At 44.6% G+C, this 24939-nt stretch carries 23 protein-coding genes; 9 read left to right on the top strand and 14 right to left on the bottom strand.

The annotated features are described in order from the left end of the window. Positions 1–8: 8 nt before the first annotated feature. The 6 genes from ACZMB2_RS11670 to ACZMB2_RS11645 are packed head-to-tail and all read right to left on the bottom strand — an operon-like array spanning position 9 to position 7557. Positions 9–3206 (bottom strand): TraG/VirB4 family ATPase, encoded by a 3198-nt coding sequence (locus ACZMB2_RS11670; protein ID WP_023921581.1) that lies wholly within the window; start codon positions 3204–3206, stop codon positions 9–11. Next, positions 3203–3823: a DUF5038 domain-containing protein gene (locus ACZMB2_RS11665; protein WP_023921583.1), complete on the bottom strand. Its 621-nt coding sequence runs from the start codon at positions 3821–3823 to the stop codon at positions 3203–3205. Before ACZMB2_RS11665 ends, ACZMB2_RS11670 begins: the two co-directional genes overlap by 4 nt. Before the next feature lie 10 nt (positions 3824–3833). After that, positions 3834–5525 carry a lysozyme family protein gene (locus ACZMB2_RS11660; protein ID WP_005333517.1) on the bottom strand — a complete coding sequence of 564 codons (1692 nt, stop codon included), beginning with the start codon at positions 5523–5525 and terminating at the stop codon, positions 3834–3836. Between the two features lies 1 nt (position 5526). Next, on the bottom strand, positions 5527–6435 hold the full coding sequence (locus tag ACZMB2_RS11655; RefSeq protein ID WP_227226830.1) for a hypothetical protein: 909 nt from the start codon (positions 6433–6435) through the stop codon (positions 5527–5529). 15 nt (positions 6436–6450) lie between these two features. Further along, a complete protein-coding gene (locus ACZMB2_RS11650) occupies positions 6451–7161 on the bottom strand; it encodes a hypothetical protein (protein WP_227226829.1) in 711 nt (236 codons plus the stop codon). Between the two features lie 18 nt (positions 7162–7179). Beyond that, a complete protein-coding gene (locus ACZMB2_RS11645) occupies positions 7180–7557 on the bottom strand; it encodes a hypothetical protein (protein WP_005333524.1) in 378 nt (125 codons plus the stop codon). A gap of 448 nt (positions 7558–8005) precedes the next feature. On the opposite strand from ACZMB2_RS11645, the gene ACZMB2_RS11640 reads away from it, so the two are divergent. From ACZMB2_RS11640 to ACZMB2_RS11600, 9 genes are all read left to right on the top strand, one after another. Continuing rightward, positions 8006–8317, top strand: a complete 312-nt coding sequence (locus tag ACZMB2_RS11640) for a helix-turn-helix domain-containing protein (protein ID WP_179960461.1) — start codon at positions 8006–8008, stop codon at positions 8315–8317. Positions 8318–8472: 155 nt separating this feature from the next. Beyond that, positions 8473–9186: a hypothetical protein gene (locus ACZMB2_RS11635; RefSeq protein ID WP_005333529.1), complete on the top strand. Its 714-nt coding sequence runs from the start codon at positions 8473–8475 to the stop codon at positions 9184–9186. Between the two features lie 85 nt (positions 9187–9271). Beyond that, a complete protein-coding gene (locus tag ACZMB2_RS11630; protein WP_022415592.1) occupies positions 9272–9601 on the top strand; it encodes a DUF1648 domain-containing protein in 330 nt (109 codons plus the stop codon). A 61-nt stretch (positions 9602–9662) separates the two neighbouring features. After that, a complete protein-coding gene (locus ACZMB2_RS11625) occupies positions 9663–9896 on the top strand; it encodes an LPXTG cell wall anchor domain-containing protein (RefSeq protein ID WP_005333531.1) in 234 nt (77 codons plus the stop codon). 64 nt (positions 9897–9960) lie between these two features. Beyond that, positions 9961–10335 (top strand): hypothetical protein, encoded by a 375-nt coding sequence (locus ACZMB2_RS11620; protein WP_330383125.1) that lies wholly within the window; start codon positions 9961–9963, stop codon positions 10333–10335. Between the two features lie 225 nt (positions 10336–10560). After that, positions 10561–11235, top strand: coding sequence for a response regulator transcription factor (locus ACZMB2_RS11615; protein ID WP_005333533.1), 675 nt, complete (start codon positions 10561–10563; stop codon positions 11233–11235). Next, entirely contained in the window at positions 11208–12461 is a 1254-nt protein-coding gene (locus ACZMB2_RS11610; protein WP_005333534.1) for a sensor histidine kinase, read from the top strand. The genes ACZMB2_RS11615 and ACZMB2_RS11610 overlap by 28 nt, the downstream gene beginning before the upstream one ends. A gap of 95 nt (positions 12462–12556) precedes the next feature. Further along, entirely contained in the window at positions 12557–13228 is a 672-nt protein-coding gene (locus ACZMB2_RS11605) for an ABC transporter ATP-binding protein (protein WP_172676439.1), read from the top strand. Positions 13229–13233: 5 nt separating this feature from the next. Beyond that, positions 13234–15690 (top strand): ABC transporter permease, encoded by a 2457-nt coding sequence (locus ACZMB2_RS11600; protein WP_227338367.1) that lies wholly within the window; start codon positions 13234–13236, stop codon positions 15688–15690. Positions 15691–16185: 495 nt separating this feature from the next. On the opposite strand, the gene ACZMB2_RS11595 is transcribed toward ACZMB2_RS11600, so the two are convergent. The 8 genes from ACZMB2_RS11595 to ACZMB2_RS11560 all read right to left on the bottom strand — a co-directional run bounded on the left by ACZMB2_RS11595 (position 16186) and on the right by ACZMB2_RS11560 (position 24558). Continuing rightward, positions 16186–17109 (bottom strand): S1 RNA-binding domain-containing protein, encoded by a 924-nt coding sequence (locus tag ACZMB2_RS11595; protein ID WP_023921587.1) that lies wholly within the window; start codon positions 17107–17109, stop codon positions 16186–16188. Positions 17110–17128: 19 nt separating this feature from the next. Then, positions 17129–19099, bottom strand: coding sequence for a VirD4-like conjugal transfer protein, CD1115 family (locus ACZMB2_RS11590; protein ID WP_022415647.1), 1971 nt, complete (start codon positions 19097–19099; stop codon positions 17129–17131). Further along, a complete protein-coding gene (locus ACZMB2_RS11585) occupies positions 19089–20069 on the bottom strand; it encodes a hypothetical protein (protein ID WP_243112130.1) in 981 nt (326 codons plus the stop codon). Before ACZMB2_RS11585 ends, ACZMB2_RS11590 begins: the two co-directional genes overlap by 11 nt. Positions 20070–20304: 235 nt before the next feature. After that, on the bottom strand, positions 20305–21006 hold the full coding sequence (locus ACZMB2_RS11580; protein ID WP_005333541.1) for a DUF6100 family protein: 702 nt from the start codon (positions 21004–21006) through the stop codon (positions 20305–20307). Positions 21007–21012: 6 nt separating this feature from the next. Continuing rightward, a complete protein-coding gene (locus ACZMB2_RS11575; RefSeq protein WP_005333543.1) occupies positions 21013–21540 on the bottom strand; it encodes a DUF5697 family protein in 528 nt (175 codons plus the stop codon). Between the two features lie 328 nt (positions 21541–21868). Further along, positions 21869–22717 (bottom strand): MerR family transcriptional regulator, encoded by an 849-nt coding sequence (locus tag ACZMB2_RS11570; RefSeq protein WP_005333545.1) that lies wholly within the window; start codon positions 22715–22717, stop codon positions 21869–21871. A gap of 132 nt (positions 22718–22849) precedes the next feature. Then, entirely contained in the window at positions 22850–23380 is a 531-nt protein-coding gene (locus ACZMB2_RS11565) for a hypothetical protein (RefSeq protein WP_005333547.1), read from the bottom strand. 2 nt (positions 23381–23382) lie between these two features. Continuing rightward, positions 23383–24558 carry a MarR family transcriptional regulator gene (locus tag ACZMB2_RS11560; RefSeq protein WP_023921589.1) on the bottom strand — a complete coding sequence of 392 codons (1176 nt, stop codon included), beginning with the start codon at positions 24556–24558 and terminating at the stop codon, positions 23383–23385. Positions 24559–24939 lie beyond the last annotated feature (381 nt).

Raw genomic sequence — 24939 nt, 5'->3', positions numbered from 1 at the left:
GCCAAAAGTTACACAGCCTGTTTCTTCTGTTTCGCAAGGATTTCCAGAAGCTCCTGCCGATCTGTGGTAATCAGCTCCTTTTCCAGATTGGAAGCCTTAAATTCCACAGTGATGTTATTGTTGTTGGTTGAGATCAGACCGTTGCCCCGCTGGAAATGGGTGATGTTCATTACTTCTGTTTCCGATAGATGCAGGATAGTCTTCACCCGCTGTGCCTCTTCATCCTCCATGTTCAGGATAATCTTGGTCTTGCAGTTATTGATGATACCCTTGCCGTACTTCCCGTCATCCAGAGCAAAGAAGTCGTTTAAATCCTGTGTGGCAAAGATGCCGGCTCCGGAGTAAGCACGGATGATCTTGGCAATCTCCAGTACGAATTCCGCTGCAAGCCGGTTGCTGGATGCACCGATGAGCTGCCAGACCTCATCGACAAAGATGGCTTTCTCTTCGGTACGGTTTTCCTTCGCTTTATCCCAGACATAATCCAGGGCAACGAACATGCCGACCGTTAAAAGATCGCTGGAACCGGTCAGTTCGGAGATATCCAGTACCGTATATTTATTGGTCAGGTCCACATTGGTCTGCTGGTTAAAGGAAGAAGCAGAACCGTGAACCAGGCGGTTCAGGATATGAGCCAGACGTTTGGTATCCTCGCTTTCCAGCAGGACATTGTAGACATCCTCCAGAATGGGCATCTTTTTGTACTGCTCCGGATGCTGCGGATCTGTCAGGGATTCATTTTTATGTGTAATCCCTTTTCTGGCATAGGTTTTGATTAGGGCTTCATCCAGAAGCTGCTTCTCCTCATGGGACATATCCGGGATCAGCAGACTGAAGAAGATGTGAAGCCTTTGGATCTTGCCTGCCAGTGCGGAGGCATCCAGTGTCGGTCCGTCCAGCAGTTCATTTACAGAATTGTCTACCTTCCGGATTTCCATGATGTTGATACAGTTCTTACTGGCAGGAGAGATCTGGATAAATTCTCCGCCGACATTCCTTGCAGCCCGGTAAAATTCGTGTCCCTTTAGCGGAGCGATGATGAACACCTGGATGCCTTTTCTTCGCATCCTTAGTGCCATGGTCTGCATGGTGAAGGTCTTTCCTGCTCCCGAACAGCCTAAGATACAGATGTTGCTGTTCTTGTACTGCCTGGAATCAAAGATATCCGCAATGACCAGGGAATTGTTATGCTTGTTTACCCCAAAGAGGATTCCGTTATCATCGCAGATACTGTAGCTGACGAAGGGATAGCAGCTTGCCGCCCCGGAAGTCAGTACGTTCCGCTTGGACAGCTTAAAAAGCTTCTTGTCCAGATTTGCCAGCGGCAGAGAGGATAAAAATCCCTGCTCCTGTAAAAAGTAGCAGGAGTGTAAGTTCATATCCTGCGAGATCAGGAGCTTTTTCATTTCCTGAATCCGCCACTGCAGTTCTTCCAACGTGGAAGCAGTAATGGTGATGAGAAGATTCATGTAATAGAAATCTTCGTTGTTGGCAAGTCCCTGCTTCAGAAAATATCCGGAGCGGATGGCAGAATCCAGATCGTCATAATCAGTGTTGGTATCGGACGCATCCTTTAATTTGGAACGGTTGATACGGATCTGCTGACCGAGACGCTGCTGAATCTTGTCCTTTGGCTGTTTCTGGAGAAAGAAATCAATATCAATCCCTTCCCCGGCATTGACAAGGAGTGACAGCCATCCGGGAGTTACCCGGTTTTTGTAGCCGTCAGACGGCACAAGCAGGTAGGAATGGTAAAGCCCATTGATCTGCACATAATGGGAGTGCTTGAAATCCACACTTTCCGGTGCGAGAAACTCGTTGATCCGGATGTGATCCAGTTCCTCCATGCGATTTTCCTTTGTATAGGCGGACAGTACAGTGCTGATCCGGTTCGAAAGCGGAACCTCCGTACAAAGGGTACGGTTTAAAAGGGTGTAGAGAACATCCGTAGTAAATTCATCCTCATTGTCATGGGAGACCACTTCATTCCCGCACTGGTATAGAAAGGTTTTGGCGGTCTGGGAGGCTGTCTCAAGAGCAGCAAGGATTTCCCGTTCCTCTTCCTTTCGGTTTGCGTTGAATGGTTCATATTCAAAGATCAGAAAGAACCGTCTGGATACTGCTTCTCTGGAACTTAAGTTCTGGACAAACTGGATGTAGTCACGCTGCAGTTCCTGACAGTGGGGATCGGTTTCCCGCTCCAGCTCCAGCTGGGACTGCTCCAGATGCTTATTGATGTCTGCTTTTTTGGAGATCATCTTGATCTGGAGTTTGACAGGGCTGATCTTTAAGTAACTGATAAAGCTGTAGATAATGCCCTGCTGTTCCCTGGCACTTCGAAGCAGAAAGTTGATTGGTTCAATCTCCAGGATCTTCACGTACCGTCCGTCTGTGGTATAGACGATTCCGTTTGCGATTTTTTCCACCGGAAGATAATCCTCCAAGGTCTGGTCTTTCTTTCGCTTTTTCCGGGAAACGGGTTTTGACGTGGCAGATGAGGTGTCCTCCTTGGAAACCACCTTTTTTTTCTGCTCTTTTTTTGCAGCCCGCTTTTCAGAAACTGCCCGTTTTTCTTCCTCCTTTCGTCTCCGGGCTTCCGTTTTTTTCTGTATTTTTATCTGTTTCGCCGCCTCTTTTTTCTGTCGGCTGGCTTCTTTCTGCTCCCACTTCAGATAACGGATATCTTCCTTTGCCTGTTTTTTGATGCCCCGCTTGGTGGAGGTATCAAACTGCCGGTGTTCTTTTTTTTTACTTTTTGGCGGAGCTGGTGCGTCCGGTTCAGACTGTGGGGGAGCCGATGCCATTACTTTGGAAGGCTCTGCCATTTTTTCTGCTTTCCGGTGTTTCTTTGTCTTTGGCTCTTTGAAACGTGGTTTCCTGCGTGGCTTTCCTTCCGGAAGACTGTCGGACCTCCAGATTACCCTGCGGTTCACTACAAAACGCAGGGCATTCATCAAAAAGGCAGTGATGCTCTCCCCGCCGATTCCAATCAGGGCTACCATTGCCGCTGGAAGTGCGGTCATGCAGAGAATGATGATGCGGGCAGTCAGGGACAGCGGCAGGTGGAAAACAGGGATACCGATTGCCAGGGAAAGAACAATGCTTTCTATGGCATTGCGGATGTCAAAAGTTCCGTTTAGGATCTTGCCTTTCTCAATGAAGTTGGAAGGGATAAAGGAAACCGGTGTTTCTTCTGGCTGTGTCATGGCTGCACCTCCTTTTTCGTATCTTTCGCATCTTCGGAAGGCACAGAGGCACTGCCGGATTCTGTGTCCGGAGCTTCCGGGCTGTCAGAAGTATCCGGATACCCGCCTTCCTGCAGGTGTTCAATGTCCTGCGAAGTCAGGGACGGCAGGGAATCATCGGTTTGCTTTTCGTAAACAGTCGTATCTGCAGAGACCTGTACCCCGTCTTCTCCAAATAAAAACACACCCGTCGGGGTGTGGTAGGTAACCGGAAGCGTATCCTGATCGGAAAGTGAAAACATCAGGCAGACGGTTGTTTCGGTAGGGTAGCTGGTTTTTTCCGGCAGGAAGGTGATGCTTGTCTGTTCTTTTTTGACATACTCTTTTAGGTAGACAGGAAACTGCCCTTTGAGAGAAGCAATCTGGCTGTCGGAGAAAAATGCTTTTAAAGCATCAAAATCCAGATATTCCGGCATGGGGGTATCAGAATTTGTTTCTGTTGTTTCCTTTGCCGGTTCCCTGCCTTTGTTTCCGGAAGCTTCTTTTTTCTGGCTTTTCCAGAAACTGGGGAGAACCAGTCCGGCAAGCAGCAGAAACAGCATCAGAAAAATGGAAAGAATCACTTTTGTTCTGTTCATAATGGCTCCTTTATTTTTTGTCGAAGATCCAGTAGGCATTTGCCGTAGCATGGATTTCCGACATCATATCAAATTCACGGTTAATATAGTTCTTTGCGTCACTGTCATTGGGATCATTGACCAGTACCTTGCCGTTTGCCGTAACACCTCGGAGTACGATGAAGTGTCCGCCGCTGGTGAAAAGTCCTGCCCGCTGAGAGGAGATGACCGGACAGCCTTCGGAGAGTGCCTGAAGTACCGTATTGGCATTGCTGGTCTGTGTGACGCTGCCACAGCCGAAATGACTGGCTGCAGCCTGAAAGTAGCTCCAGTAGGTTCCAACTCCCGGCTTGTAATAGGAATTCCCGCACCATGCCACCGCATCCGGAGGGGTAATGGTATTCCCGGTCAGGTAGCTGGCGATCATGGCAAAGCTGGTAGGCCCGCAGCCGGAAGATGCGATGGAGCCGCCGCCATAAGGAATGTTCCCGTAATCGGTCTGGAGATAGTGCGGAATCTGCATTCCGTTTGCCGGATAGCTTCCGCCGGTATTGGTAATCTGATAATACCGGAGAACATGCTCCACATATTCCTTGTCCCCATACCGGTCATAATGCCAGTTCGGACGGGCACACATCATATCCGAATAAGCAATGGCGTTTTCTTTGGTATAACCGCCGTCACGTTCCATTGCCCAGTCGATATAGCCGGAGCCGTAATTGTAACCCTGAAGCGCCAGCTTGATGCGGTCCAGGTCGGTAGGTCCGGTACATCCTGCTTTATCCAGTGCATACTTTAATTCCTGAATCCCACATTCGATGGAATAAGCAGGATCGGTGATGCCGTTGGGGACATGGGGGTATTTCTTATTAAAGCCGCCTTCTGCCGCCTGCATGGGATCGCTTCCACGCCCGCCGCTTTCCTGCATCATGACTGCCATGAGGAGTTCCACATAAGCTTCCATGCCGTATTTCTGTGCGACCTGCTGGATGGTAGCCCGGTAAGCCAGCACCTCATCGCTGACACCTACCGCCATGGCAAGACCGGAAGCGGAGCCGCCAAAGAACATGGTCAGGTTTTCCACATAACTGTCTGCCGTTTTTTTCTGCTTATCGGTCAGATGAAAGACGTGATCTGCAAAGTAGGCATCTCCGGCATAGCTGACCGTGTAGGTATGGCGGGTAAAAGTAACCTTTCTGGGTGGTGCATTTTCCTCTTCCGCCGGAACTTCCACCGTGGCCGTTTCTGAAGTAACGTCATAAGAAAAAAGCCCGTCCTCGTTTTCCCGGATCAGGCTTTTGAGTTTGCTGATATTTATATTTTTATAGTCATCCTGGCTGGCACAAAACTGTGCGATGAGCTGGTTCGCATTTACGATGATACTGGAAGCGTAAGGATCGCTGATAGAGGCAGTATCTCCTTCCGGGAGTCTGGCAATTTCCGCATTGATCTTAGCAAGCAGTGCATCATGGCTTTCCTGAAGCACCTCCACGATTGCCTGATTGGAAGCCCGGATATTTTCACTGATTACCGTGTTGCTGGTCAGTGCTCCGGTATTTTCAGAGAGGTCTCCGAAGACGAGTCCCGGAAGCATGACAAGGAACAGAATGGGAAGCATCAGTACACCGCCGACGGCTGCTCCAGTTTTCGCAAGGGTGCGCCTGTGCCGGAATACTGTACCGATGACAGCAAGAGGACTGCCCATCAAGGCTGTTTTTGGCATGTTACATACGCTCCTTTCGCTGTGGGGCTGGCGGCAGTTTCTGGACAATGGATTCATTGTAGGCTACTTTGCCGCTGCCGGAAGTATATGGTGTTTTTTCGACCGTATCCTGTGCATACTGCTTGTACCAGGTGGAACCATCCACGGACTGTACCGTAGAGTAGGAGCCCTGAGTAGGAGCTGCATACTGGTCGGCATGGTACAGGGCAAAATCCCGGTTTCCGGAGCTTCCGGTTTCGGTACCGGTGATCCTTCCGCCACCGATTTCTACATTATCATAGGAAGAACCGCCGCCCGGATTGATGCCCATATAGGAAGTAAAGGCTTTCTGTGCGTCTGCTCCCTTGATGGAACCTACCTGACCGTAATTTCCCTGTGCAATGTTGCTGATGACCTGATTGGCAAAGTCTCCGCCTTTGTTCAGGGATGACTGGTAGAGCATGTTTCCGATACTGCTGTGTTCGGTATAACCGGTTGCGGAATTGACCGCTTCCCTTTGTACCTGTCTTCCCACTGCTCCGGCAAGCCCGCCGGATAGGAAGCTTCCTGCGACAGCCGCACTTCCGGGAGAAGAGGCTTTGCGGTAGCCGCCACCACCATGGGAACGCATGGAACCGGTCAGGCTCCGTCCTGCAATCAGAAGTTCAGCCATCATGTTTCCTCCGGTATTGCCGACATTGATGCCAAGCGATGCCAGAAAAGAATCAATTTTCTGGGATACCTTTAAAAAGGCAATGGCACACAGGAACCAGACGAAGACATTTCCGGTTACCGCCTCCTTTCCCTGACTGGCAACTGCCGCTTCCACGTCTGCTTCCGTAAGCTCCGCTGCAAAGACCGGCATGGAGCAAAACAGTACCAGACAGGCAGTTAATACCAGGAATGGTATGAGTTTCTTTCTAAGTTTCATTTTGGTCCTCCTTTCTTATAGGGATAACGGATTGGCAAGGAAGGTGCCGACCATAGAAGTAAACAGCCGCAGGCACCACGCATTCATCAGCAGCAAAAAGAACTGGCCGCCAAGCATCCGGCACCAGCTTTTGAAGATATTTCCAGTTGACTGGCTGGCACCCATGGAAAAAGCTGCCGGGGCTGTGTAGACCAGTACCCCCAGAAGAATATAACGTTCTGCCGCTTCAAAGAGCAGCTTGATGTAGTTCCACGCCAGAATCAGTACCAGAATCAGTGCAATGATGGCTACCGCCCCATTTGCACAGACTCCTAGGATGACTGTGACTACGGAGTTAAAATCCGCAAATTTTAAAGGCGGCAGGTCTTCCGTCAAAATCCAGTTGTACGGTGTTCCTGAAATATTCAGGAGCAGATCCACAATATCTTTCGCATAGAAGGTGAGAAAGATAAAGAGGAAGGAACGGATGGACAGCTTAATGGGATCTTCCGCTTCGATACCGGCTCCCATAAAGTAATTTTTAAAGAGCTGCCATACCCAGTTTAAGAGGATCAGCCCGATGCCCAGTGCCAGAAAGACCTGATACATGGTCTCGGCTGCAGGAAAGTAGCGAAGAAACGTATCCATGGAACAGCCCAGAGCACCGAGGACTGAAGTGGTGATCAGATCCAGAATGTTCATGACCTGTTCGGCAATCCATTCCACGATTCCGTCAAGTATTCCCATAGTGGCATCTCCTTTCGTCTATCCGTTCCATTTTCCGCCTGCAAAGAACGGGGTGATGTAAGCCATGATAAAGCCAAGCCCGTTTAAGATCGCCCAGGTAATGACGATACGCTTGAGCCATGCACGTGATTCGTCCACGGTTTTTCCGCTTTTGGAAAAATTCATCATCAGAAGGGCAACCGATGCCGTTACGACTGCAGCAATGGTGGAAATGAGGATAATCTGGTTATAGACATCCTTCATGATCTCATTGGCTTTGGTCCAGATGGTAGCGGCAAAAACCGGCTGTGTATATCCGCAGAGGACTGTGACAGCCAGAAATGCAGCATACAGGCATCTGCCATAATTGACATGCCGTTTTGTGTCCGGCGGAGCGTTTTTCAGTTTGTGTTTCACGTAAAAGTACCTCCTTTTTATAAGAGCGGCAGGAGAATTACCTCCCCTGCCTTTGCTTATGGTTTTCCTGCCTCAAGAAAGGACGCAGCCCGGTCAATGCAGGCTGCGTCCTAAATCAAAGTATGAAATTGTAAAGATCCTCCTATCTTACAGAAAAAACGCAGCTTATTTGCCGCAGGAGAGGCTTCCCATACGGCAGTGCTGCGTTTCGTTCTGCATATAATTTTGACAATATCAATTTTAACATGGGTAAATTACCGCTACAATCGCAGGACTGTGCCAGTTACAGACGATGGAGTGCCAAAAATGTGACCAACGCTAAAAGCGTTATAAATGCAATCCTTATGGATACTGTAAGCGTGATTTGCAACCAATTATACTGGATTTACATGACTAATGCTTTAAGCGTTAGTGAATACTGGAAGGAGGAGGTGTGCGTGTGAAAGGAATGGGAAAGGCAATCCGCAGGTACAGGGAAGAGGCAGGAATTACGCAGGAGAGACTGGCTGAACTGGTGGATATCAGTACCAACCATCTGGGTGCGATTGAGCGGGAAGTGAAAACACCTACGATGGAAACATTTGTAAAGCTGTTGAATGTATTAGGTGCGGAACCGAATGAAGTGCTGAAGGAAGTGATTCCTCTTACCAGAATGGAACATACTTCTGTAGTGGAAGGAAAGCTGGAAAGGCTCACACCGAAGAAGCAGGAAAGCGTGCTTCGGATGCTGGATGTGATAATTGAAGAGATGATGAAATAGAAGCTGTCTGCGAAATTGCCGCAGGCAGTTTTTTTGAAAGCTGTATATGCAATAAAACACATAAAAATATGCGATTTATGATGAAAGTGATTGCAAGATTTGATATAGTAATCCTAAAAGCATTATAAAACTAATTCTTAAAGGATGACTATAATATGAAAAAGGGATATGTGGGATTATTGGCATGTGCGTCAGGAATTCTGATCGGACTGGGAATCAGCCGGCTGGATCTGACAGGTTATCTTGAAAAAACACAGGAGCAGGAATATCACCCGGTAGAAAGAAAGGTGCCTGAATCAGTAGAAAGCAAGCTGAAAGATCCAAAACAGTGCTGGCTGTGTGGAAGCGATGAACGGAGTATGATGGATTATTTCCGGAAGTTTGACGATCTGGGAGTGATCTGTACCAATCACTGGTATGTGATGGATATGCATATCCGGAATCATGATGAGGACGGGAATCTTACCGGCCCGCAGGGAAACGGGCATATGGGTTATACCGGGACAGGAGAAGGCGGCTGCTTTTTCCATACGGAGCAGATGTCGGATTACGGGATTTCCGAAGTATCGGTGGATTACGGGGAAGATAGTATCTTCGATGTGAAAAAAGTACAGAACCATCTGTGTCAGGAATGCCTGGATAAGCTGGTGGAAAGCATGGAGGTATTCTGTGAGGAAACGCAAAAACCCAAGCCCCGTGATCTGGTACTGGTGGATTTTCAGACATTGGAGCTGTACGCCATTCAGGAGCATAATGCGGGATACTTTATCCGGGATTATTATGTGGAAATTGAGTCGGAGGAAGATGGGGTGGAAGTAAAGGCATTTTACTGCCCGAAGCTTAATAACGGGAAAAAGGATGGAGAATAAATTGAGGTTTGCATTGGTGAGGAGTATAATGTAAGTACGTGTTATGTATTGGAAAAACTTGAATTTAGCAGAAAGAAGGATTGTTATGAAATTTATCAATACTAGAAAATTCACATGGATAATTTGTATAATAGGATTTTTGCTTGCTCTTGTAAGTATATTTTTCTTACCGAGTATTATTCCAGTACATTTTGCAAATGGGATTGCGGATGATTATGGAAGAAAAATACAAATATTTTTATTTCCTATATTACAAGTGCTTATCACTTTTTTGACTGGACGAGAAAAAGTAAAATATTGCCTGACACATTCAAAAACTTTCTTAACGGACATTCAGTTTAATTGGATGATAGATGGTGTACTTTTATTGGTAATGTTTGCAGAAATATGGGTTATCTATGCTTCATTTGCATAGAAATACTTGCATAACAATTTACATTTGATTGAGCAGATAAAAATGATTTGAGGTGGTAGCAATGAAAAAGCGATTGGGAATCATAGCCGGAATTTTAGGAATTGTATTGGCAGTCATTGGCATTGTACTGAAGCAGAAAGAAAACACAGCCGTTTCTGTTATTGGTGGTGCGGATGGCCCGACTTCTATTTTCATAGCAGGGAAGTTAAATGGTGATAATTTTATTTTTATGATTGTAGTTGGAATTATTTTATTGATTTTGGCAGGAGTTATTTTTTACAAGCGTAAGCATTAAGTTACAGTTTTTTAGACTGTGTATGGCGGAAGAACCGGGAAAGTGTAGATATATCATGGGGATTTTGGAAAAAAATAAAAAAAGTAAGGGTACAGCGTTTGTCTATGATGAGAATAATGATTACTATAAGATGGAAATAAACGGGATTGAATTTGTCTGTGACAGTATACATTCCGATTATGAGAAGCATGCAGTTGAACTGGCACAGGCGTATGAGAAAAGGCTGCCGGATATCGTGGATTATCTTATGCCGGATATAAAGGAGATGTTTGGAATTACAAATCCAGATGTAATAGCAAACTCACTAGGAAAGCCGAGTATAGATTTGGATAGAGGAACACTGACTTATCTGGAGCACACAATGGACAGCCTACATATTATTGAAATGGAATTTGACGGTATCTTCACGGCATTCTATAACTCCTGTATTGATGGATAGGACTTTAGTAACATAGAGCTGCAGTTGTCTACAGCTTTTATCCAGACTTCGGATGTTACAGAGAAGCAATCAGAAATGGATTGATCGATTTCTGAAGCAGTATCCGGTGAAATCCTTGAACATATGAAGGAAAAGTATGTATGTTAATTTTATTTTTATTGTAGACAAAAGATAGGACTGATATGATAAAAGAACAGGTTATTACAAATAGAGGTGGAGTATTTGATGCAGAAAATATTATTACTGGAGGATGACTTGAATCTAAATCGGGGAATTGCCCTGTTACTTTCACGGGAAGGGTATGAGGTTCGTCAGGTTTATACAATAAAGGAAGCAAAAGAAGCATTTCAAAAAGGAGATTATGCTCTTGTTATCAGCGATATTACATTGCCGGATGGTACAGGACTGGATTTTGGAAGGATGGTACGTGCAGGTGGAGATACATATCTTATCTATCTTACGGCTTTGGATCAGGAAATAGATATTGTAAATGGTTATGATACAGGGGCAGATGATTATATTACCAAACCATTTTCACTGATGGCTTTGGTGTCGAAGGTGAACGCATTGATGAGACGGCTTTCTAAGGTACAGGCACAGATTATGTCTTCCGGAGAGATTACGGTGCATATGAAAACGATGCAGGTGTATAAAGGGGATGAACCAGTTACTTTAAGTAAGAAAGAATTCTCTCTGTTGCTGTATCTCTGGGAGAATGCAGGACAGATTGTTTCAAAAGAAAGTATCCTGGAGCATGTATGGGATATAGACGGTCAATTTGTCGATGATAATACGGTTACTGTCAATATAAGCAGACTGAAGAATAAACTTGGAACAGAAGAGATAGCGAATGTGAGAGGACTGGGATATATATGGACCGGAAAGGTAAACAAAAATTAAAACGGTATTTTATCGTATATGTAATCTTTGCAGTATTTTTTACAGTAGGAATGTATCTGATAACAAAGTATGAGGAAAATGCGAAAGCAACGCAGATAGCACTGCTCCTTGCAGAACATCCTGAACTGGAAGGGGAAATAGTTGCAATCTGGGAAAAGTCAGGAACAGTAGATTTTATAAGAGACCGGGACGATCAGAAGATAGAAAGAGTCGTACAGATGCTGGAAGAAACTTATGGTTATCACTCAGGGAGTGGATCTTCAGATGTGGTTATAAGGATTATCTGGGGAATTGGATTACTAGTGGGAGTCATAGTATGTAGCCTGTTCTTGTACCTGGACCGAAGAAAAAACTGGAGCAGATACGGTGATGAGGAACAATTACAGCAATTATATGAATGTCTGCAGGAATTCAGAAAAGGAAAATTCCAAACATATCCTGAAGAAACATCAGAATCGGAACAATGGTTAAAGGTGTGGGAATCTGTAAAGGAGCTGGGGCAATATTTCGAAGATTTGAAGGAACGTCTGGAGCAGGAAGAAAATGGTACGAAGAGTCTGATTACAGATATTTCCCATCAGTTGAAGACTCCGCTTGCATCACTCCGGATGAGTCATGAGCTGGTGGCAGAAAATCGGGTTACAGGAGAAGAACAGAGGGAGTTTCTGGAGCAGGAATCACAGGAACTTACCAAACTGGAACAGCTCTTGAATGAACTGGTAAATCTTTCAAGGCTGGAAACACATATGATCCAGATACATTCGCTTCATGAAAGCCTGAAGAAAACGCTAACAGAGGCTGTCAGTCAGATTTATATGAAGGCAAGAGGAAAAGATATTTCCATTCAGGTGGAGATGGATGATGATATAGTTGTGAACCATGATTCAAAATGGACGGTAGAAGCATTAACGAATATCCTTGAGAATGCAGTCAAATATTCACCGGAACATACAACGATTACAGTGAGGACGCAGGAGCTAGCAAGCAATGTGCTTATTGAAGTAGAAGATGAAGGAATGGGCATTCCTGCGGAGGAACTGCATAAGATCTATCAGAGATTTTACCGGGGAAGGAAAGCAAAGGAACAGGTAAAAGACGGAGCGGGTGTCGGTCTGTATCTTGCCAGAAAGATCATAGAAGAACAGGGGGGGACAATAGCAGCCAAAAGAAAGGCTGAGAAAGGTATGATATTTAAAGTGACACTGCCGCTCATAATAGGAGAATAGTCGGAACCCTTACAAAACTGTTATGGTTGTTGTAAGGGTTTTGTAATGCAGGAATGTTATAGTAGGGGTATGAAATGGAAAGGGGACTTGAAGATATGAGTAGTATTTTAAAAGTAGAAGATCTAGTAAAGTATTATGGAGAAGGCGAGAATCAGGTGAGAGCCGTGGATCATACAAGTTTACAGATAGAGAGAGGCAAGTTTACAGCTATCGTAGGACGTTCCGGCTCCGGAAAATCTACACTTCTGCATCTGATTGGAGGGCTTGACAGACCGGATTCCGGCAAAGTATGGATTGATGGAACCGATATCTATTCTCGAAAAGATGATAAACTGGCACAGTTTCGAAGAAAGAAGATAGGATTTATCTTTCAGGATTTTAATCTGATTCCATCGCTGAATGTGTGGGAGAATATCGTTCTTCCGCTGGGACTTGATAATCGCAAGGTAAAGCCGCGGGAAGTGGAAGATATTCTCAAAAAAATCGGACTGCAGGATAAGAAAGATGCGATGCCGTCTGCTTTGTCTGGTGGACAGAAACAGAGAACTGCGATAGCCAGGGCATTGGTGACAAGACCGGCGATAATTTTGGCGGATGAGCCGACTGGAAACCTTGATTCCCAGACTGAGCTAGAGGTTATGAGCCTATTGAAAAGCTGCGTGTCGGATTTCGGGCAGACGCTTATCATGATTACCCATGATGAAACGATTGCCCAGATGGCGGATGAAATGATTATCATTGAAGATGGCAAGGCGGTGAGAAGATAATGAAGATGACGACCAGAGTTGCATATTGCAATATGCGGCATTATAAGAGCAAAAACATACTGATTGGAATTGCCATTATCCTGACAACATTACTGCTGTTCGTAATCCCATCAATCGGAAAAGATATGGTGGAAGTGAACTTTGCGGTAATCAATAAGATTTATCCAACATGGCATGCCCTTTATCGGAACGTGGACGAGAGTACAGTTATGAAACTGGCGGCACATCATGATGTGAAAACTTACGGACTCCGCAGCGATGCGGGGTACATGAATCTGGAAGATGCGACGGTTTCCATGATGTATATGGACAGAACAGGGATGGAACTTTATAAAGTGAAGCTGAAAGAGGGGCAACTTCCGCAGAAAGAAAATGATATTGTGGTTTCAAAAGGAATACTGGAAGCATTAGGACAGAATGGGAAAATCGGTGACACTATCACAGTACCTTATCAGATTCTGAAAGATGACGGACTGGATTATACGAAGGAGAAAGACTTTCGAATCTGTGGTTTTTTAGCAGATAATGAGAGCAGCAAAGAACAAAAACAATATACATCATTGGTTTCAGAGGCCTTTCTGAAAGCGGAGATACCGGTAGAACAGGTGAAATATCGGTTTTTACTTCAGGTGAATGGACAGAAAGGAAATACGACTGCAGATTATACAGAGACGATACAGAATATTGCCAGACAGTTCGGGATTTCCGAGGATGACATGAATATTAATAAAGAGTATCTTGCAGCAAATTATGTGGATCCGGCTACAATTCCGGTGATTGTAGGAATCATGCTTATTGTTGTATTGGCGGGCATTATCACAATTTATAGTGTTTATTATGTATCTATGAACCAGAGGGTTCGGGAATTTGGAAAGTTAAAGGCAATCGGGGCTACGAAACGGCAGCTTAGACAAATCGTACTAAGAGAGGGAATGGGAGTGGCGTTGTTTGCCATTCCGATAGGACTTTTGATCGGAACAGTTGCTGTGAAAGTTGTACTTCTCCAGTTTGTAGAACATGCAAAGGATTCAAACGTACTTATAACAGAGGCATACAAGGTTGTAGCTAAAGGAGAAGTCCAACTTTATTATTGGTGGATTTATCTGTTGGCAATTGCAGTGACTCTGTGTACAGTGTATCTGTCACTGATGAAGCCTATGCGTATGGCGGCGAAGGTATCAGAAATAGAAGCTATGCGTTACCAGGGAGGCAGTAAGCGACAGAAAAGCAGCAGGAAGGGATATCAATTTCTGAATATCGGACGACTGACCAAGAGAAATCTTGCAGAGAATAAAAAGAAGAGTACTATCACGATTGTATCTATGGCCGTTACCGGAATATTTGTCATGATGGTAGCAACGGTGCTGTCTTGTGCAAATCCGATGGAAAGTGCAAAGAGTTCGATTGTGGGGCAATATGAGATTTCTCCAATTGTGGAATCCGGGAATAAAGAGCATCCTGAATATGAATGGGCGGAGGTTCAAAAGAATAATCCATTAAATGAAGGACTAAAGCAGCAGATAGAGGAGCTTGACGGTGTTGAGCGGGTAGATGTGTTTACCGCGTTGAAGGTATCAGGAGGACCTTTTGAAGAAAAAATTGGAACCGAATTTATCAATGGAGTGCCGGAAGAATACGCAGAAGAGCTGAAAAAAGGAATCACTGAAGGCAATGTCACATACGAGGAATTGAAATCCGGGGATAAAGTGATTCTGGACCGCGCGCTACTTCACTGGTATCCAGATATTAAAGTGGGAGATAAGCTGAAACTCAATATTCATGATGGAGATAATACCTTTCAAAAAGAGATTGAAGTGGCAGCAATTGGTGAATATGGAACAGGTCTGACAAACTATAACTGTCTTATCATGGCAAAAGAAGGGGCAGAGAAACTTACCATAAATAATTCTTCCAGCTATTTTCAGGTGATTGCAGATAAGGATTATGATGAGGCACTGGAAGCATCTCTACAGGCTATTGTGGATGGATCAGGCAGACTGCAGATGCGTACCTGGAAGAATGAGTACGATACATGGGAAAATGCCATACAGATGACTAGAGGTGCATGTTATGCATTTATCATCATTCTGGCAGCAATCAGCATTATGAACTTGATTAACACAATGATCAATAGTGTCCATGTGCGAAAAAAGGAGCTTGGCATGATGCAGGCAATCGGAATGTCGGACCGTCAGTTGATGAAGATGCTCCAGTTGGAAGGTATATTCTATACAGTAGGCACTCTTATTATCAGTATCGGAGTGGGAAGTCTTGCAGGATATCCGTTGTTTTTATATGCAAAGCGTACAGGAATGTTTGATATCAGCACATACCATTATCCGGTAACAGCAGCTATTATTATAATTTTAACATTGTTTGTGATACAGATGTTATTGGCAATATTCATTGCAAAGTCAGTAAGGAAAGATTCATTGATAGAGAGAATTCGTTTCAGTGAGTAAGAATATAAATTTCTGATGTTTAATGCAGATACTAATCAATGTCATAATAAAAAGGGGGACTTGATTTCTCAAATCCCCCAGTGTATAATGAACTCAAGAAAGGTATTCAGATGCAAAATCTGATGCCCTCAGTTAAATTTTATATTCTATGTATAAGTCATAGCATCCAAAACTTTCCTAGGGTCGTGGATGCTATTTCTTATTATGTCGATCTATATAAGTCAAAGCCGCAAAAATTACCAATAGTAAAGTCAATACTTCCATTGTATTCATGGGCATCACCCTCCTTGGATACTAGAGGGCAAAATCGAAATGCATCCGTCTTTCCGGTTCAGTAATACCGAATCAGTATAACACGTTACCGTTTTCAGTACAATAAGGTAATGGTCTGAAAAATACTTTATTCTGTCACCTTATGTAGCTGTATCGTGAGTATTTGCTGGACTAATTGGTGCTGTATATGAAAAAAAGCTATTTAAAAATAAGGTGGAAGCCTTATATGGTCTGCTTGATGATGCGGGTGATGATGCCGAGGGCAACATTACGCTCTTCATCAATATGCGTCACCACAAAGGATACCTGATCCTTTTTCCCGACTGTCCGGCTGTCATAGCAGGAGTGGGCAATGGCATTGACACCGATGGAGAGCCGGACAAAGACGGTGCCTTTATGGATGTCTTCCACAGTTCCGGCGTATTTTCCCTGAATCTTACATTTTTTCATGTTTTCCTTGCTGGTGTTGCCTTCCACACTTTTGACATCTGCGTGGACAATGACCTGCTCCGGTGAGTCTGCCCGCACATCCAGGATGCGTACCAGGATGTGATCGCCTACCTGGAAGCGTTCTCTGGCATCACCCATCCAGTCGAAGGACAGGTCTCTGGCAAGAATGGAGGTTTCCACACCGAAAATTTCTGCCCGGACTACCTTTTCCGCAACAGCAATGACTCTTGCCTGCACGATACGGTCTTCATAAACTTTCGGCATTCCGGAAGCATCTTTATCCAGATAGAAGATCTGGCGTTTCTTCAGCATCGCTTCTTTCCGGCTGGCGACAATGCTGCGTGTCTTCGGATCTAATCCCTTAATCAGAAAATCAATCTCACATCCAAGCATATTGTTGAGGATTTTGTTCTGCCGCAGAGCAAGCTCCCCATAATCGTGTGCTTCATCCTGCATGAGATGGATCATCATCTCAGTTACTGGGATGACAGTACGGAAATCCTTGTAGTAAACCACGGCAATGAGGCTGCCGTTTTCTGTTTTCTCGATACCGCCAAGCATTCCGGTTAAGATTCGGCGGGTACGGTAGGCATTCTGGATCTCATGCCAGGTAAGGTCTGAAATGGACTGGGCTGTTTCCAGCTTCGCATCGGAATCCAGAGTTAAAATAGGTGTGTTGGTTGTTTCGTTTGGCATCATAGTGTCTCCTTTCAAATTATGACATGATAGAATCTTTATCTAAAGGAACCATGTCTGTGTGATCCGAATAGTTATCTGCTGAGAAGTCATCCGGGAAATCGTGATAGCCAGGTTCCTGATAAACGCTTTGCTGGTCAAAGTGCGGTTCAGCTTTTTTCTTTTTCTGCTTTCCATAAGAAGCGGTTTTTTTCGGGTGGGAAGCAGGAATAGTTGGAGTGTACGTATATTCTTCACTACATGCTCCTTTTCTCCATTCCGGAATATGTTCGGAAGCCTTCCGGGGAATGAGTTTTTGGGCATCCGGGTGCAGGGTGTAATCGTATTTTTCTACCTGCAGTACCTTCTGACCACGCAGGATAATCAGTGCAGTATCCAGCGGGAGCCGCAGGATCTCATCCGGAGTTAAGAGCTTTCGTTTCCCGATGGATCTGGTCTGGCGGTATTCCGGTGTATAATCGGATACCCTCCAGCTATTTAATTGTTTGGCTTCGCTGCTGACACCAACGGTCACATCACCGGAGCGGTTAGAGATAAATGTAGCAGTTACCTCATCCGTACAGCCTAAAAATAGCTGAGTGTCGCAGTTCCCGATGATTTCCTGCCATTGGTTTAAGGGATACCGGTTCTGCATCTGAGGCAGGTTTTGGAAAATGCAGGAAATACTGAGGTTTCGACTTCGGATCACGGAAATCTTTTTGTTGAGCGATAGGATTGCTCCCGTATTCGCCAGCTCATCAGCCAGGATATGTACCGGAACCGGCAGTTTTCCATCTTCCCCATAGGTGTCTGCATAACGGACCAGTTTGATAAATACGAAGGTCATAAACAGGGAAGAAAGAAAATCAAAAGTGCTGTCTTGATCCGAAGTGATGCAGAAGTATGCACATTTTTCTTTTCCCGGCAGCGTCAGGTTGATCTCATCATAGGAAGTGATCTGGCGGATCAGCTTGTTCTGGAATACCTGAAGTCTGGAACCGAGTCCGATGATGACGCCGGAACGTACCGTGTCACTTGCCTGCTTATAGATGCAGTAGGGGACTTTTGCCGGATGGGAGACCGGAAGCAGGTCAAAGAGGCTGTTCAGTTCTTTTTCCGAACTCATGGTCAGGAGTTTGTATACCTGTCCGATATTCTTTGCCTCCGGTGGGAATCCCTGATCCACATAGAGAATCAGAGCTTTTAATAAGTTCATCTCGGCATTGTCCCAGAAGTGATCGCCTTTGGCAGAACCGGTATTCTGGATGATGACATCAGCAAATACCTGTGCCATGGTTTCCTGTCCGCCAATTTCACCCAGACAATTCCAACTATCCGAGTTTTCCGGGTTTACAAGATTAAAGGATTTCACGATATATCCGGCATTCTCAAGGTAAGTGGCTGTACTTTCGTACAATTCCGATTTTGGATCGGTGATGATGAGGCTTTCCCCGCGGGCAACACACTGGAAGATCATGTTGCGTGCAAAGGCCCGGCTTTTCATGGAACCGCTGGCACCGTAAACGGCAATATTCCGGTTCATGCGGGTATCCTTCGGGAGACAAACGGCTTTTCCGTTCAGTTTTCCAAGAATGGTTCCCTTGTGTTTCTTGACATCATTCGTAAGCTCCAGTACCTGATGCATTTCCTCCAAAGTCATAAAACCGGAAGTCCCATAGGTTCCCTTTGTGGAATAATTCAGGTTCCGGCCCCGGTCTGTTATTTCCCCGTTTCGGTCAAATCCCATACGCATGAGAAGGAAGGTCAGGAGTCCAAAAGCTGCCAGACATAGAAAAATCCCATACAGATTGTACGGGAAAGCAGTCAGGGCATCCAGACAGGCGAGCGGGTGCGGGGAGGGGATCTGCGGGGCAGTTCCGTTTCCGGCAAAATTGCCGGCAGATTCCCAGGTCTGATAGTTGCGGATAAATTGAGCAACATAGCCTCCTGCATAGAGGGTGCAGAAGGTGATCGGAAGCATATAAATGAGCTTCCACCATTTACGGTTCATGTAAAAACCCCCTTTTGAATTTGCAAAGGTCAATACTGGAGAAATGGATTGTGGCAGTTAAGTATTTTTTCAGGACCGGAATCTGAAAATCGAAACAGATCAGGTTCCCGGATCTGCCGTATACATTTAAGCCGGTATTGAACCGGTTGATTCGCTGCATGTCAAAATCATAAGCAAGAAGGATGGGGTTCCCGGAAGCATCCGTGGCATCATGTTCCAGTGGAATTGAATCGCTGCGGCAGCCCAGATCGGACAGCAGGAGGTTGTCCAGCTTTTCCATGATCTCAGGGTGAACCAGCAGTTTTAAAAGCACTTCCCCTTCCGGAGTATTGGGAAGGTAATGGAAATGCTCGAAGGAGGTGTCCAGCATAAACAGGCTCTTTTTGTAGCCTCCGGTACTGGTAAACAGCCGGAAAGCCATTTCCATGTCGGTTCCGGTCATGATTGCCCGGATCTGTGGATGTCCGTTGTAAGGGTAGCCTTGCAGGTAATGCTGCAGGAAGGCGTTTAAGCGGACTTCCGTTCGATATTCCCATTTCAGGACTCCGTTTCCCGTGTTATAAAGGACATAGACACATTGCGGTGCCATCAGGATGCCCATGCTGCGGGAGTTCCTAATCTTCGTGGTCTCCGGGCCCAATTCCTTAATTTCTCTGGAAGCGTAAAAAAGAGGAAGGCTTCGCATACCGATGGAACCAGCTTCGCGGTGATTACAGAAGATGTCAGGTTTTACATCCGGATAAAAGGGAATCCCGGCATGAAGGAGTGTCAGATACGTTTCGGCTTTCTGATGTAAGCGGATACGTCGGGATACTTCACTTCGGATGAGGTTCGTCTCGGTATTGCCGGTCAGATAGCACTGGAAGCGTAGCGGCGAGACAGATAACAGCATCTCTTTCGCAGCTTTTGTAAGACGGTAGCCTCTGAGAGCATCCCGGTAGTGGGTACGGATGAGGTGTTCCGCCTTCAAATCCGTAATGAGTTTTTCCGCATAGGAGGCACTTGGGATGAGTCTGTTTAGCTGGTCTGCGGGAAATTCCCCGCACATCCCTATCATTTCCAGTAAGCGGTATTTCGTAGTGTCAGGTCTTATCAAATAAGCATCACCTCAATTCAGTTCTTACCCATGCAAGCCTATACTTGGGTAAATCTCCGGTGGTTTGGAGATAAAAAAAGCAAGAAAACAAAGTTCCCTGCGGTGGTTCTTACCGATGTCGGATTTCTGCCTGAGAAGTCAGGAGATTTTCCGACATGCTTTCGTGATGATTTTTCTGGTTCTGCAGCCATTTCGGAAAGTCAGCTTTTTCCATAACCGATACCAGTGTACAGTCCTTTAAGCCAAGCTGTGTCGTGTAGTAGGAATCACAGAAAAAGCCGCTGTCATCTGTCAGAACATAAGTACAAAGTGTATCCAGAATCTGTTTAAACTCCAGATTGTCATAATCCCGGATACGTCTTTGAGGAAGTTCCCTGTCATATATTTGACTGAAACATATCACGCAGTCACGATAGAGGGGCAGGGCATTTTGTTTTACATACTCCCGAAGCATATAATTAAGCGGTTCATGGAGAAATGCAGTGTTTGTGTGGACTCTTCGTTTCGGAAGCAGTCCGGGAAGCGTAATGGTGAGAATCCCCTGCTGTTCTGCAATCCGCATTCCCTGTGCATCTGCCGCTTTGGGAAGATAAGCTGCTTGATTTGGGGAGAGAGCCGGACAGACAAGGTTACGCATCTGGCAGGCAATCCGCTCCGCCCGAAGAGCAGCACTGACGCTCAGTTCCTCAAAATTTTTATCATAATTCTGGATATCAGTGACCTTCAGAGCGTAAACGGTATTCGTCAGTTTTTGCAGCTCCCCTTCCAGTTTTTCAAGCCGCTGGTAAATGGTTGGTGTATTTTGCGTCATAATAACCTACTTTCTCATGTAGTAACTGACAGCACCGGATTCATTTACAAGGCAGTAAGCGGCTACATCATCAATGGTGATTTTGGCAGCCTGGCTTTCGGATTCTAAGACAATCAGGCGTTTGGAACCATGTGATGGGATACTTTCCATCACATGATTGATCAGAGCCTCCTGTTCTTCACCGATATAGATGATTTCGTATTGTTCATCTTGCGAAAAGAAATTGAGCTTGATTGGAAATTCGCCACTGGTGTGGTATACAACACCTTTCTTAAAATCCAGCAGTACCCAGAAGCATGTAATTATAGCATAGTCAGGATTCTCAGCAGACTGCTGGCTGTCACAAAGAAGGTCATGCTCTTTATCGTAAATGATGCGCCCTTGTTTGATGAGGCTGGTAATCAATGACTTGATAGACTGCTCATGTCGGGAGAAAAGTTGTAAAACCTGGTCATACCTCAGAGTATGGTAAGTGGTAATGAACCGTAAGAGCTTGGCTCCCTCTCCTTGATAGATTTCGTTCCTTGTTTTCATGATTGACTCCCTTCTATATATAATAGGAAACTTTATACATATGGCTGTACGTACAGGATACGTTTGGTATTGTAAGTATAGTGTACGTACAAAGTACATAGAACCTGCTGTCAGCGATTGAATTTACAGGTACAAAAAAAGCACCATCTATGGGTGCTGGAAATAAGGAAAACTATAAGCAATACCTATTGTAGCATGGGTAATTTTACGCTTCAATCGCAGAAGCAGGTCATTTCTGTGCCATTTTCACTGGTTGGCATAAAAAAAGCAGGAAACCATTTTGATTCCCTGCATGGTGTATTGTTGTGCTTTTGTGTAGTTCTAATGATTACTTGTCTTTATAAAATGCTTCGAAAGCTTGTGCGAAGAATTCGGCTGTACCATTGCCGTATTTTTCATCTATCATAGGTTTGATTTTTTCATTACGGTAATATTGAGCCTGTGCAACCATCAGACCGTGTTCTTTCTTTATCTGTGAAAGTTGTTTCATAAGAAAACCGTATTCGGAAACAAGTTCTCTTACTTCAGAAGAATCTGGTGAACATACTTTTTTAGCTGCTAATTTGTATAAAAGATTGTCAAATTGTTGGTTGTAACTTTCTGCAGCCTCTTTGCTAATAGGATTGTTGGCAACAGACAGGAATTGCTCTTTTCCTCCATACCACTCAACAACTTTAGCATAGCCTTTCTGCATTTCTTCTGATGAAACTGTCTTAATATAATGCTTTTTCCATTCTTCAATGCTTCCAAACTCTTTTACAGCAAGTTCTTTCATATTGTCAGGCATATGTTCAAACATAGTTTGGAACATTTCTTCAACTTCCGTTTTACTAAAAATCGCAAAATCCATTTTATTCTCTCCTTTCAGGATATCATCAATGCTGGCAATCAGATGTTCCATACGTTCTTTCTTTGCTACCAACATTTTTCTCTGCATTTGCAAGATCTGGTTCCTTTCAAGAGCAGGATTCTCCAGAACAGCTTTGATTTCTTTCAAAGGAATGTCAAACTCACGGAAAAACAGAATCTGCTGTAATATTTCCAATGCCCTATCGTCATAAAGCCGGTATCCCGCATCACTTTTTTGTGTTGGTTTTAAAAGCCCGATTTCATCGTAATAGTGAAGCGTGCGAACGCTGATACCTGTAAGTTCTGATATTTCTTTGACTGTCCTCATAGTTGCTGACCTCCTGTTCCTGATAAGATAACTGTACGCTATGACGTTCCGTGAGAGTCAATATATATTTTGCATTTTTTAGTATAACATTTTTATGATATTACGAAAAGCCGAGGAGATAGGCGATATGTATTACTCTGGAAAGAACTTGTTGAGCGTATCCAATGTCTCTTTTGCAGTAAATCCCCAAAGGATGGTACTGAGTGCTTCAATCGCAGCCCTGCGTTTCCGGTAATAGGTGCGGTAGGAAATATTGGTGATGTGGTGAGCCAGCTTATCCAATATCTCATCTGTATTTTTCATTTCCTGTGGAGAGAGAAAAGCGTAGTAGAGAATCCAGTAATACTGTTCCCCATGCTTGTGATTGTTCCGGAGGAGATCGATGGATGATTCCAAAAGCTTCAGCATCTGGTTGCTTCTGGCAATACTTTTTGCCCGTTGTTCGATGTCGCTTCCGGTAAGATCAGCCCCGGCAGCATAGATGGAGTCCAGAAATTTGTCGATGTCATTGTCGTATTGGAGCTTAAACTGGTGCTCCATCTGGTGTACGACTACCTTCAGGCTGTAGGTTGCATCCCGGTATCTGCGTAAAAACTGATAGGTGTCGTGAAAACGTGGATCTTCTTCGGGTGAAGGAAATCCCTGTGTATTGCGGTTTGCCATGTCTATTCCCCCCCTTTCAGTGCAGAAGGCTCTGCCACGGCAGGCATCTTTTGGGCAGACTCATCCCCTGGACTTACGGACAACTCAAACCGATAAGCGGCATTTCCGTAGGGACAGATAATATTTAGAGTAAATGTATTAAATATATCTTTGCAGGCTGATAATGGAGATAATATATAGCGGGTTTTGGAGCAGTGGCAACATGGAATCCCTTGTGAATCCAATAGTTCTGCGACTTTTTGCACGATAAATTTCATGTGTGAATCTGGAACGCAGGAATCATTTTTTGTAACGGTGATTTGTGAGTCTGTGACAGTTTCTGAAACGCTAACAGAAGCAGAATCCTCAATAGTGATTTCTTCAGGTACATGGATTGGTAATTGCATCTTCATAGCGATCTCCTCCTTGTCAATCATAACGTCGCTGATATTAAACATCACGGACAGGTAATTGTTGAGATAAATTACGCTTCCGTGTTTTCCTGTAAATGAGATAAGTGTAATGTATTCTTTTTCCTCCAGTTTCTTCAAGAGTCGTGATACCGATGCCTTTGACAGACTCCACCTTTCACCCAGTTCATTAAAGCTGGTAAGGGGATTTCCGGTATTATCCCGGTAATAGACAATGGGACCGGAATCAGATCCCAGGACAGAGGAATCGTTGTAAACTGCATGAATCCACAGATCCAGAATAACATCCATTTCCGAGCATTTTCCAATGCCAATTAGTTCGTGAACTTTGGCAATCGGGAAAAAGAAAAACCCTGTATCTTTTTTACAGGGATAGTTGTATTCCAATACGGTATTGTCTTTGGGCCAGTCTGATATTTTGAATTTGACCAGGCGGTTTTTGCCGAGAAGAGAGTAGGTAATGTAATTCTGCTCTTCAAAAAATCGAAGGATGGACAACGCTTGATGTTGGAAACGGCAGCGAAACCATTCCTGAAGATCTGTGACTGTGCAGATCCACTCTCCTGGACCAATGGTATAGGTAATGTGTTCCATCCGGCGGTAGGATGTGCGGTAATTTGCATAGGAGCATAATACCAGATAATAAAAAAGAAAAGAGCCCCCGGTAGTTCGGATGCTCTTGGTAGTGATTAAAGTTTGTATGAAGTCACGGTAAATGCGACAGCGTGGAAATTCCACGATTTGTTTGAGTTCTAATTTGTAATTCATGGTGATCTTCCTTTCAAAGTATATTTAATTGTAATCGGACTTTTCATAGTGTTGGTATCAAGAAGAAGCCGATGGAAGTATAGCAAGTAGTCGTGTCACTCATTGCATTTTTATTGCATTTTTAAAATTTAGATTATGTGGCTATGTTGCTCTTAACTGGTTAAAAAGCCTTTAAAATCGTCTATATGCGTTAATACTCCGTACTGTCTGTCTGGAGTTTGAATAATTTTCAAAAGCTCGCAAAGCCTAGTAAAATGGGCATTTGCGAGCTTGTTTTTTGTCTTGTGGTACTAAAATGGTACTAAAGTGAGCTGTGCGTGAATAGTTTCATTTACGCCTGAGGCCATGTTATTTTCCACTCAAAATATTCATTAGGAGAAA

Source organism: Hominiventricola sp. (genome assembly GCF_057604405.1).
The sequence above is the reverse complement of the archived record's forward strand: the minus strand, read 5'-3'. Positions and strand labels throughout refer to the sequence as shown.

Coding starts and splice junctions, on each gene's coding strand:
- ACZMB2_RS11670 (WP_023921581.1), bottom strand. CDS start 3,206: ATGACACAGCCAGAAGAAACACCGGTTTCCTTTATCCCTTCCAACTTC.
- ACZMB2_RS11665 (WP_023921583.1), bottom strand. CDS start 3,823: ATGAACAGAACAAAAGTGATTCTTTCCATTTTTCTGATGCTGTTTCTG.
- ACZMB2_RS11660 (WP_005333517.1), bottom strand. CDS start 5,525: ATGCCAAAAACAGCCTTGATGGGCAGTCCTCTTGCTGTCATCGGTACA.
- ACZMB2_RS11655 (WP_227226830.1), bottom strand. CDS start 6,435: ATGAAACTTAGAAAGAAACTCATACCATTCCTGGTATTAACTGCCTGT.
- ACZMB2_RS11650 (WP_227226829.1), bottom strand. CDS start 7,161: ATGGGAATACTTGACGGAATCGTGGAATGGATTGCCGAACAGGTCATG.
- ACZMB2_RS11640 (WP_179960461.1), top strand. CDS start 8,006: ATGGGAAAGGCAATCCGCAGGTACAGGGAAGAGGCAGGAATTACGCAG.
- ACZMB2_RS11635 (WP_005333529.1), top strand. CDS start 8,473: ATGAAAAAGGGATATGTGGGATTATTGGCATGTGCGTCAGGAATTCTG.
- ACZMB2_RS11630 (WP_022415592.1), top strand. CDS start 9,272: ATGAAATTTATCAATACTAGAAAATTCACATGGATAATTTGTATAATA.
- ACZMB2_RS11625 (WP_005333531.1), top strand. CDS start 9,663: ATGAAAAAGCGATTGGGAATCATAGCCGGAATTTTAGGAATTGTATTG.
- ACZMB2_RS11615 (WP_005333533.1), top strand. CDS start 10,561: ATGCAGAAAATATTATTACTGGAGGATGACTTGAATCTAAATCGGGGA.
- ACZMB2_RS11610 (WP_005333534.1), top strand. CDS start 11,208: ATGGACCGGAAAGGTAAACAAAAATTAAAACGGTATTTTATCGTATAT.
- ACZMB2_RS11605 (WP_172676439.1), top strand. CDS start 12,557: ATGAGTAGTATTTTAAAAGTAGAAGATCTAGTAAAGTATTATGGAGAA.
- ACZMB2_RS11600 (WP_227338367.1), top strand. CDS start 13,234: ATGACGACCAGAGTTGCATATTGCAATATGCGGCATTATAAGAGCAAA.
- ACZMB2_RS11595 (WP_023921587.1), bottom strand. CDS start 17,109: ATGCCAAACGAAACAACCAACACACCTATTTTAACTCTGGATTCCGAT.
- ACZMB2_RS11590 (WP_022415647.1), bottom strand. CDS start 19,099: ATGAACCGTAAATGGTGGAAGCTCATTTATATGCTTCCGATCACCTTC.
- ACZMB2_RS11580 (WP_005333541.1), bottom strand. CDS start 21,006: ATGACGCAAAATACACCAACCATTTACCAGCGGCTTGAAAAACTGGAA.
- ACZMB2_RS11575 (WP_005333543.1), bottom strand. CDS start 21,540: ATGAAAACAAGGAACGAAATCTATCAAGGAGAGGGAGCCAAGCTCTTA.
- ACZMB2_RS11570 (WP_005333545.1), bottom strand. CDS start 22,717: ATGAGGACAGTCAAAGAAATATCAGAACTTACAGGTATCAGCGTTCGC.
- ACZMB2_RS11565 (WP_005333547.1), bottom strand. CDS start 23,380: ATGGCAAACCGCAATACACAGGGATTTCCTTCACCCGAAGAAGATCCA.
- ACZMB2_RS11560 (WP_023921589.1), bottom strand. CDS start 24,558: ATGAATTACAAATTAGAACTCAAACAAATCGTGGAATTTCCACGCTGT.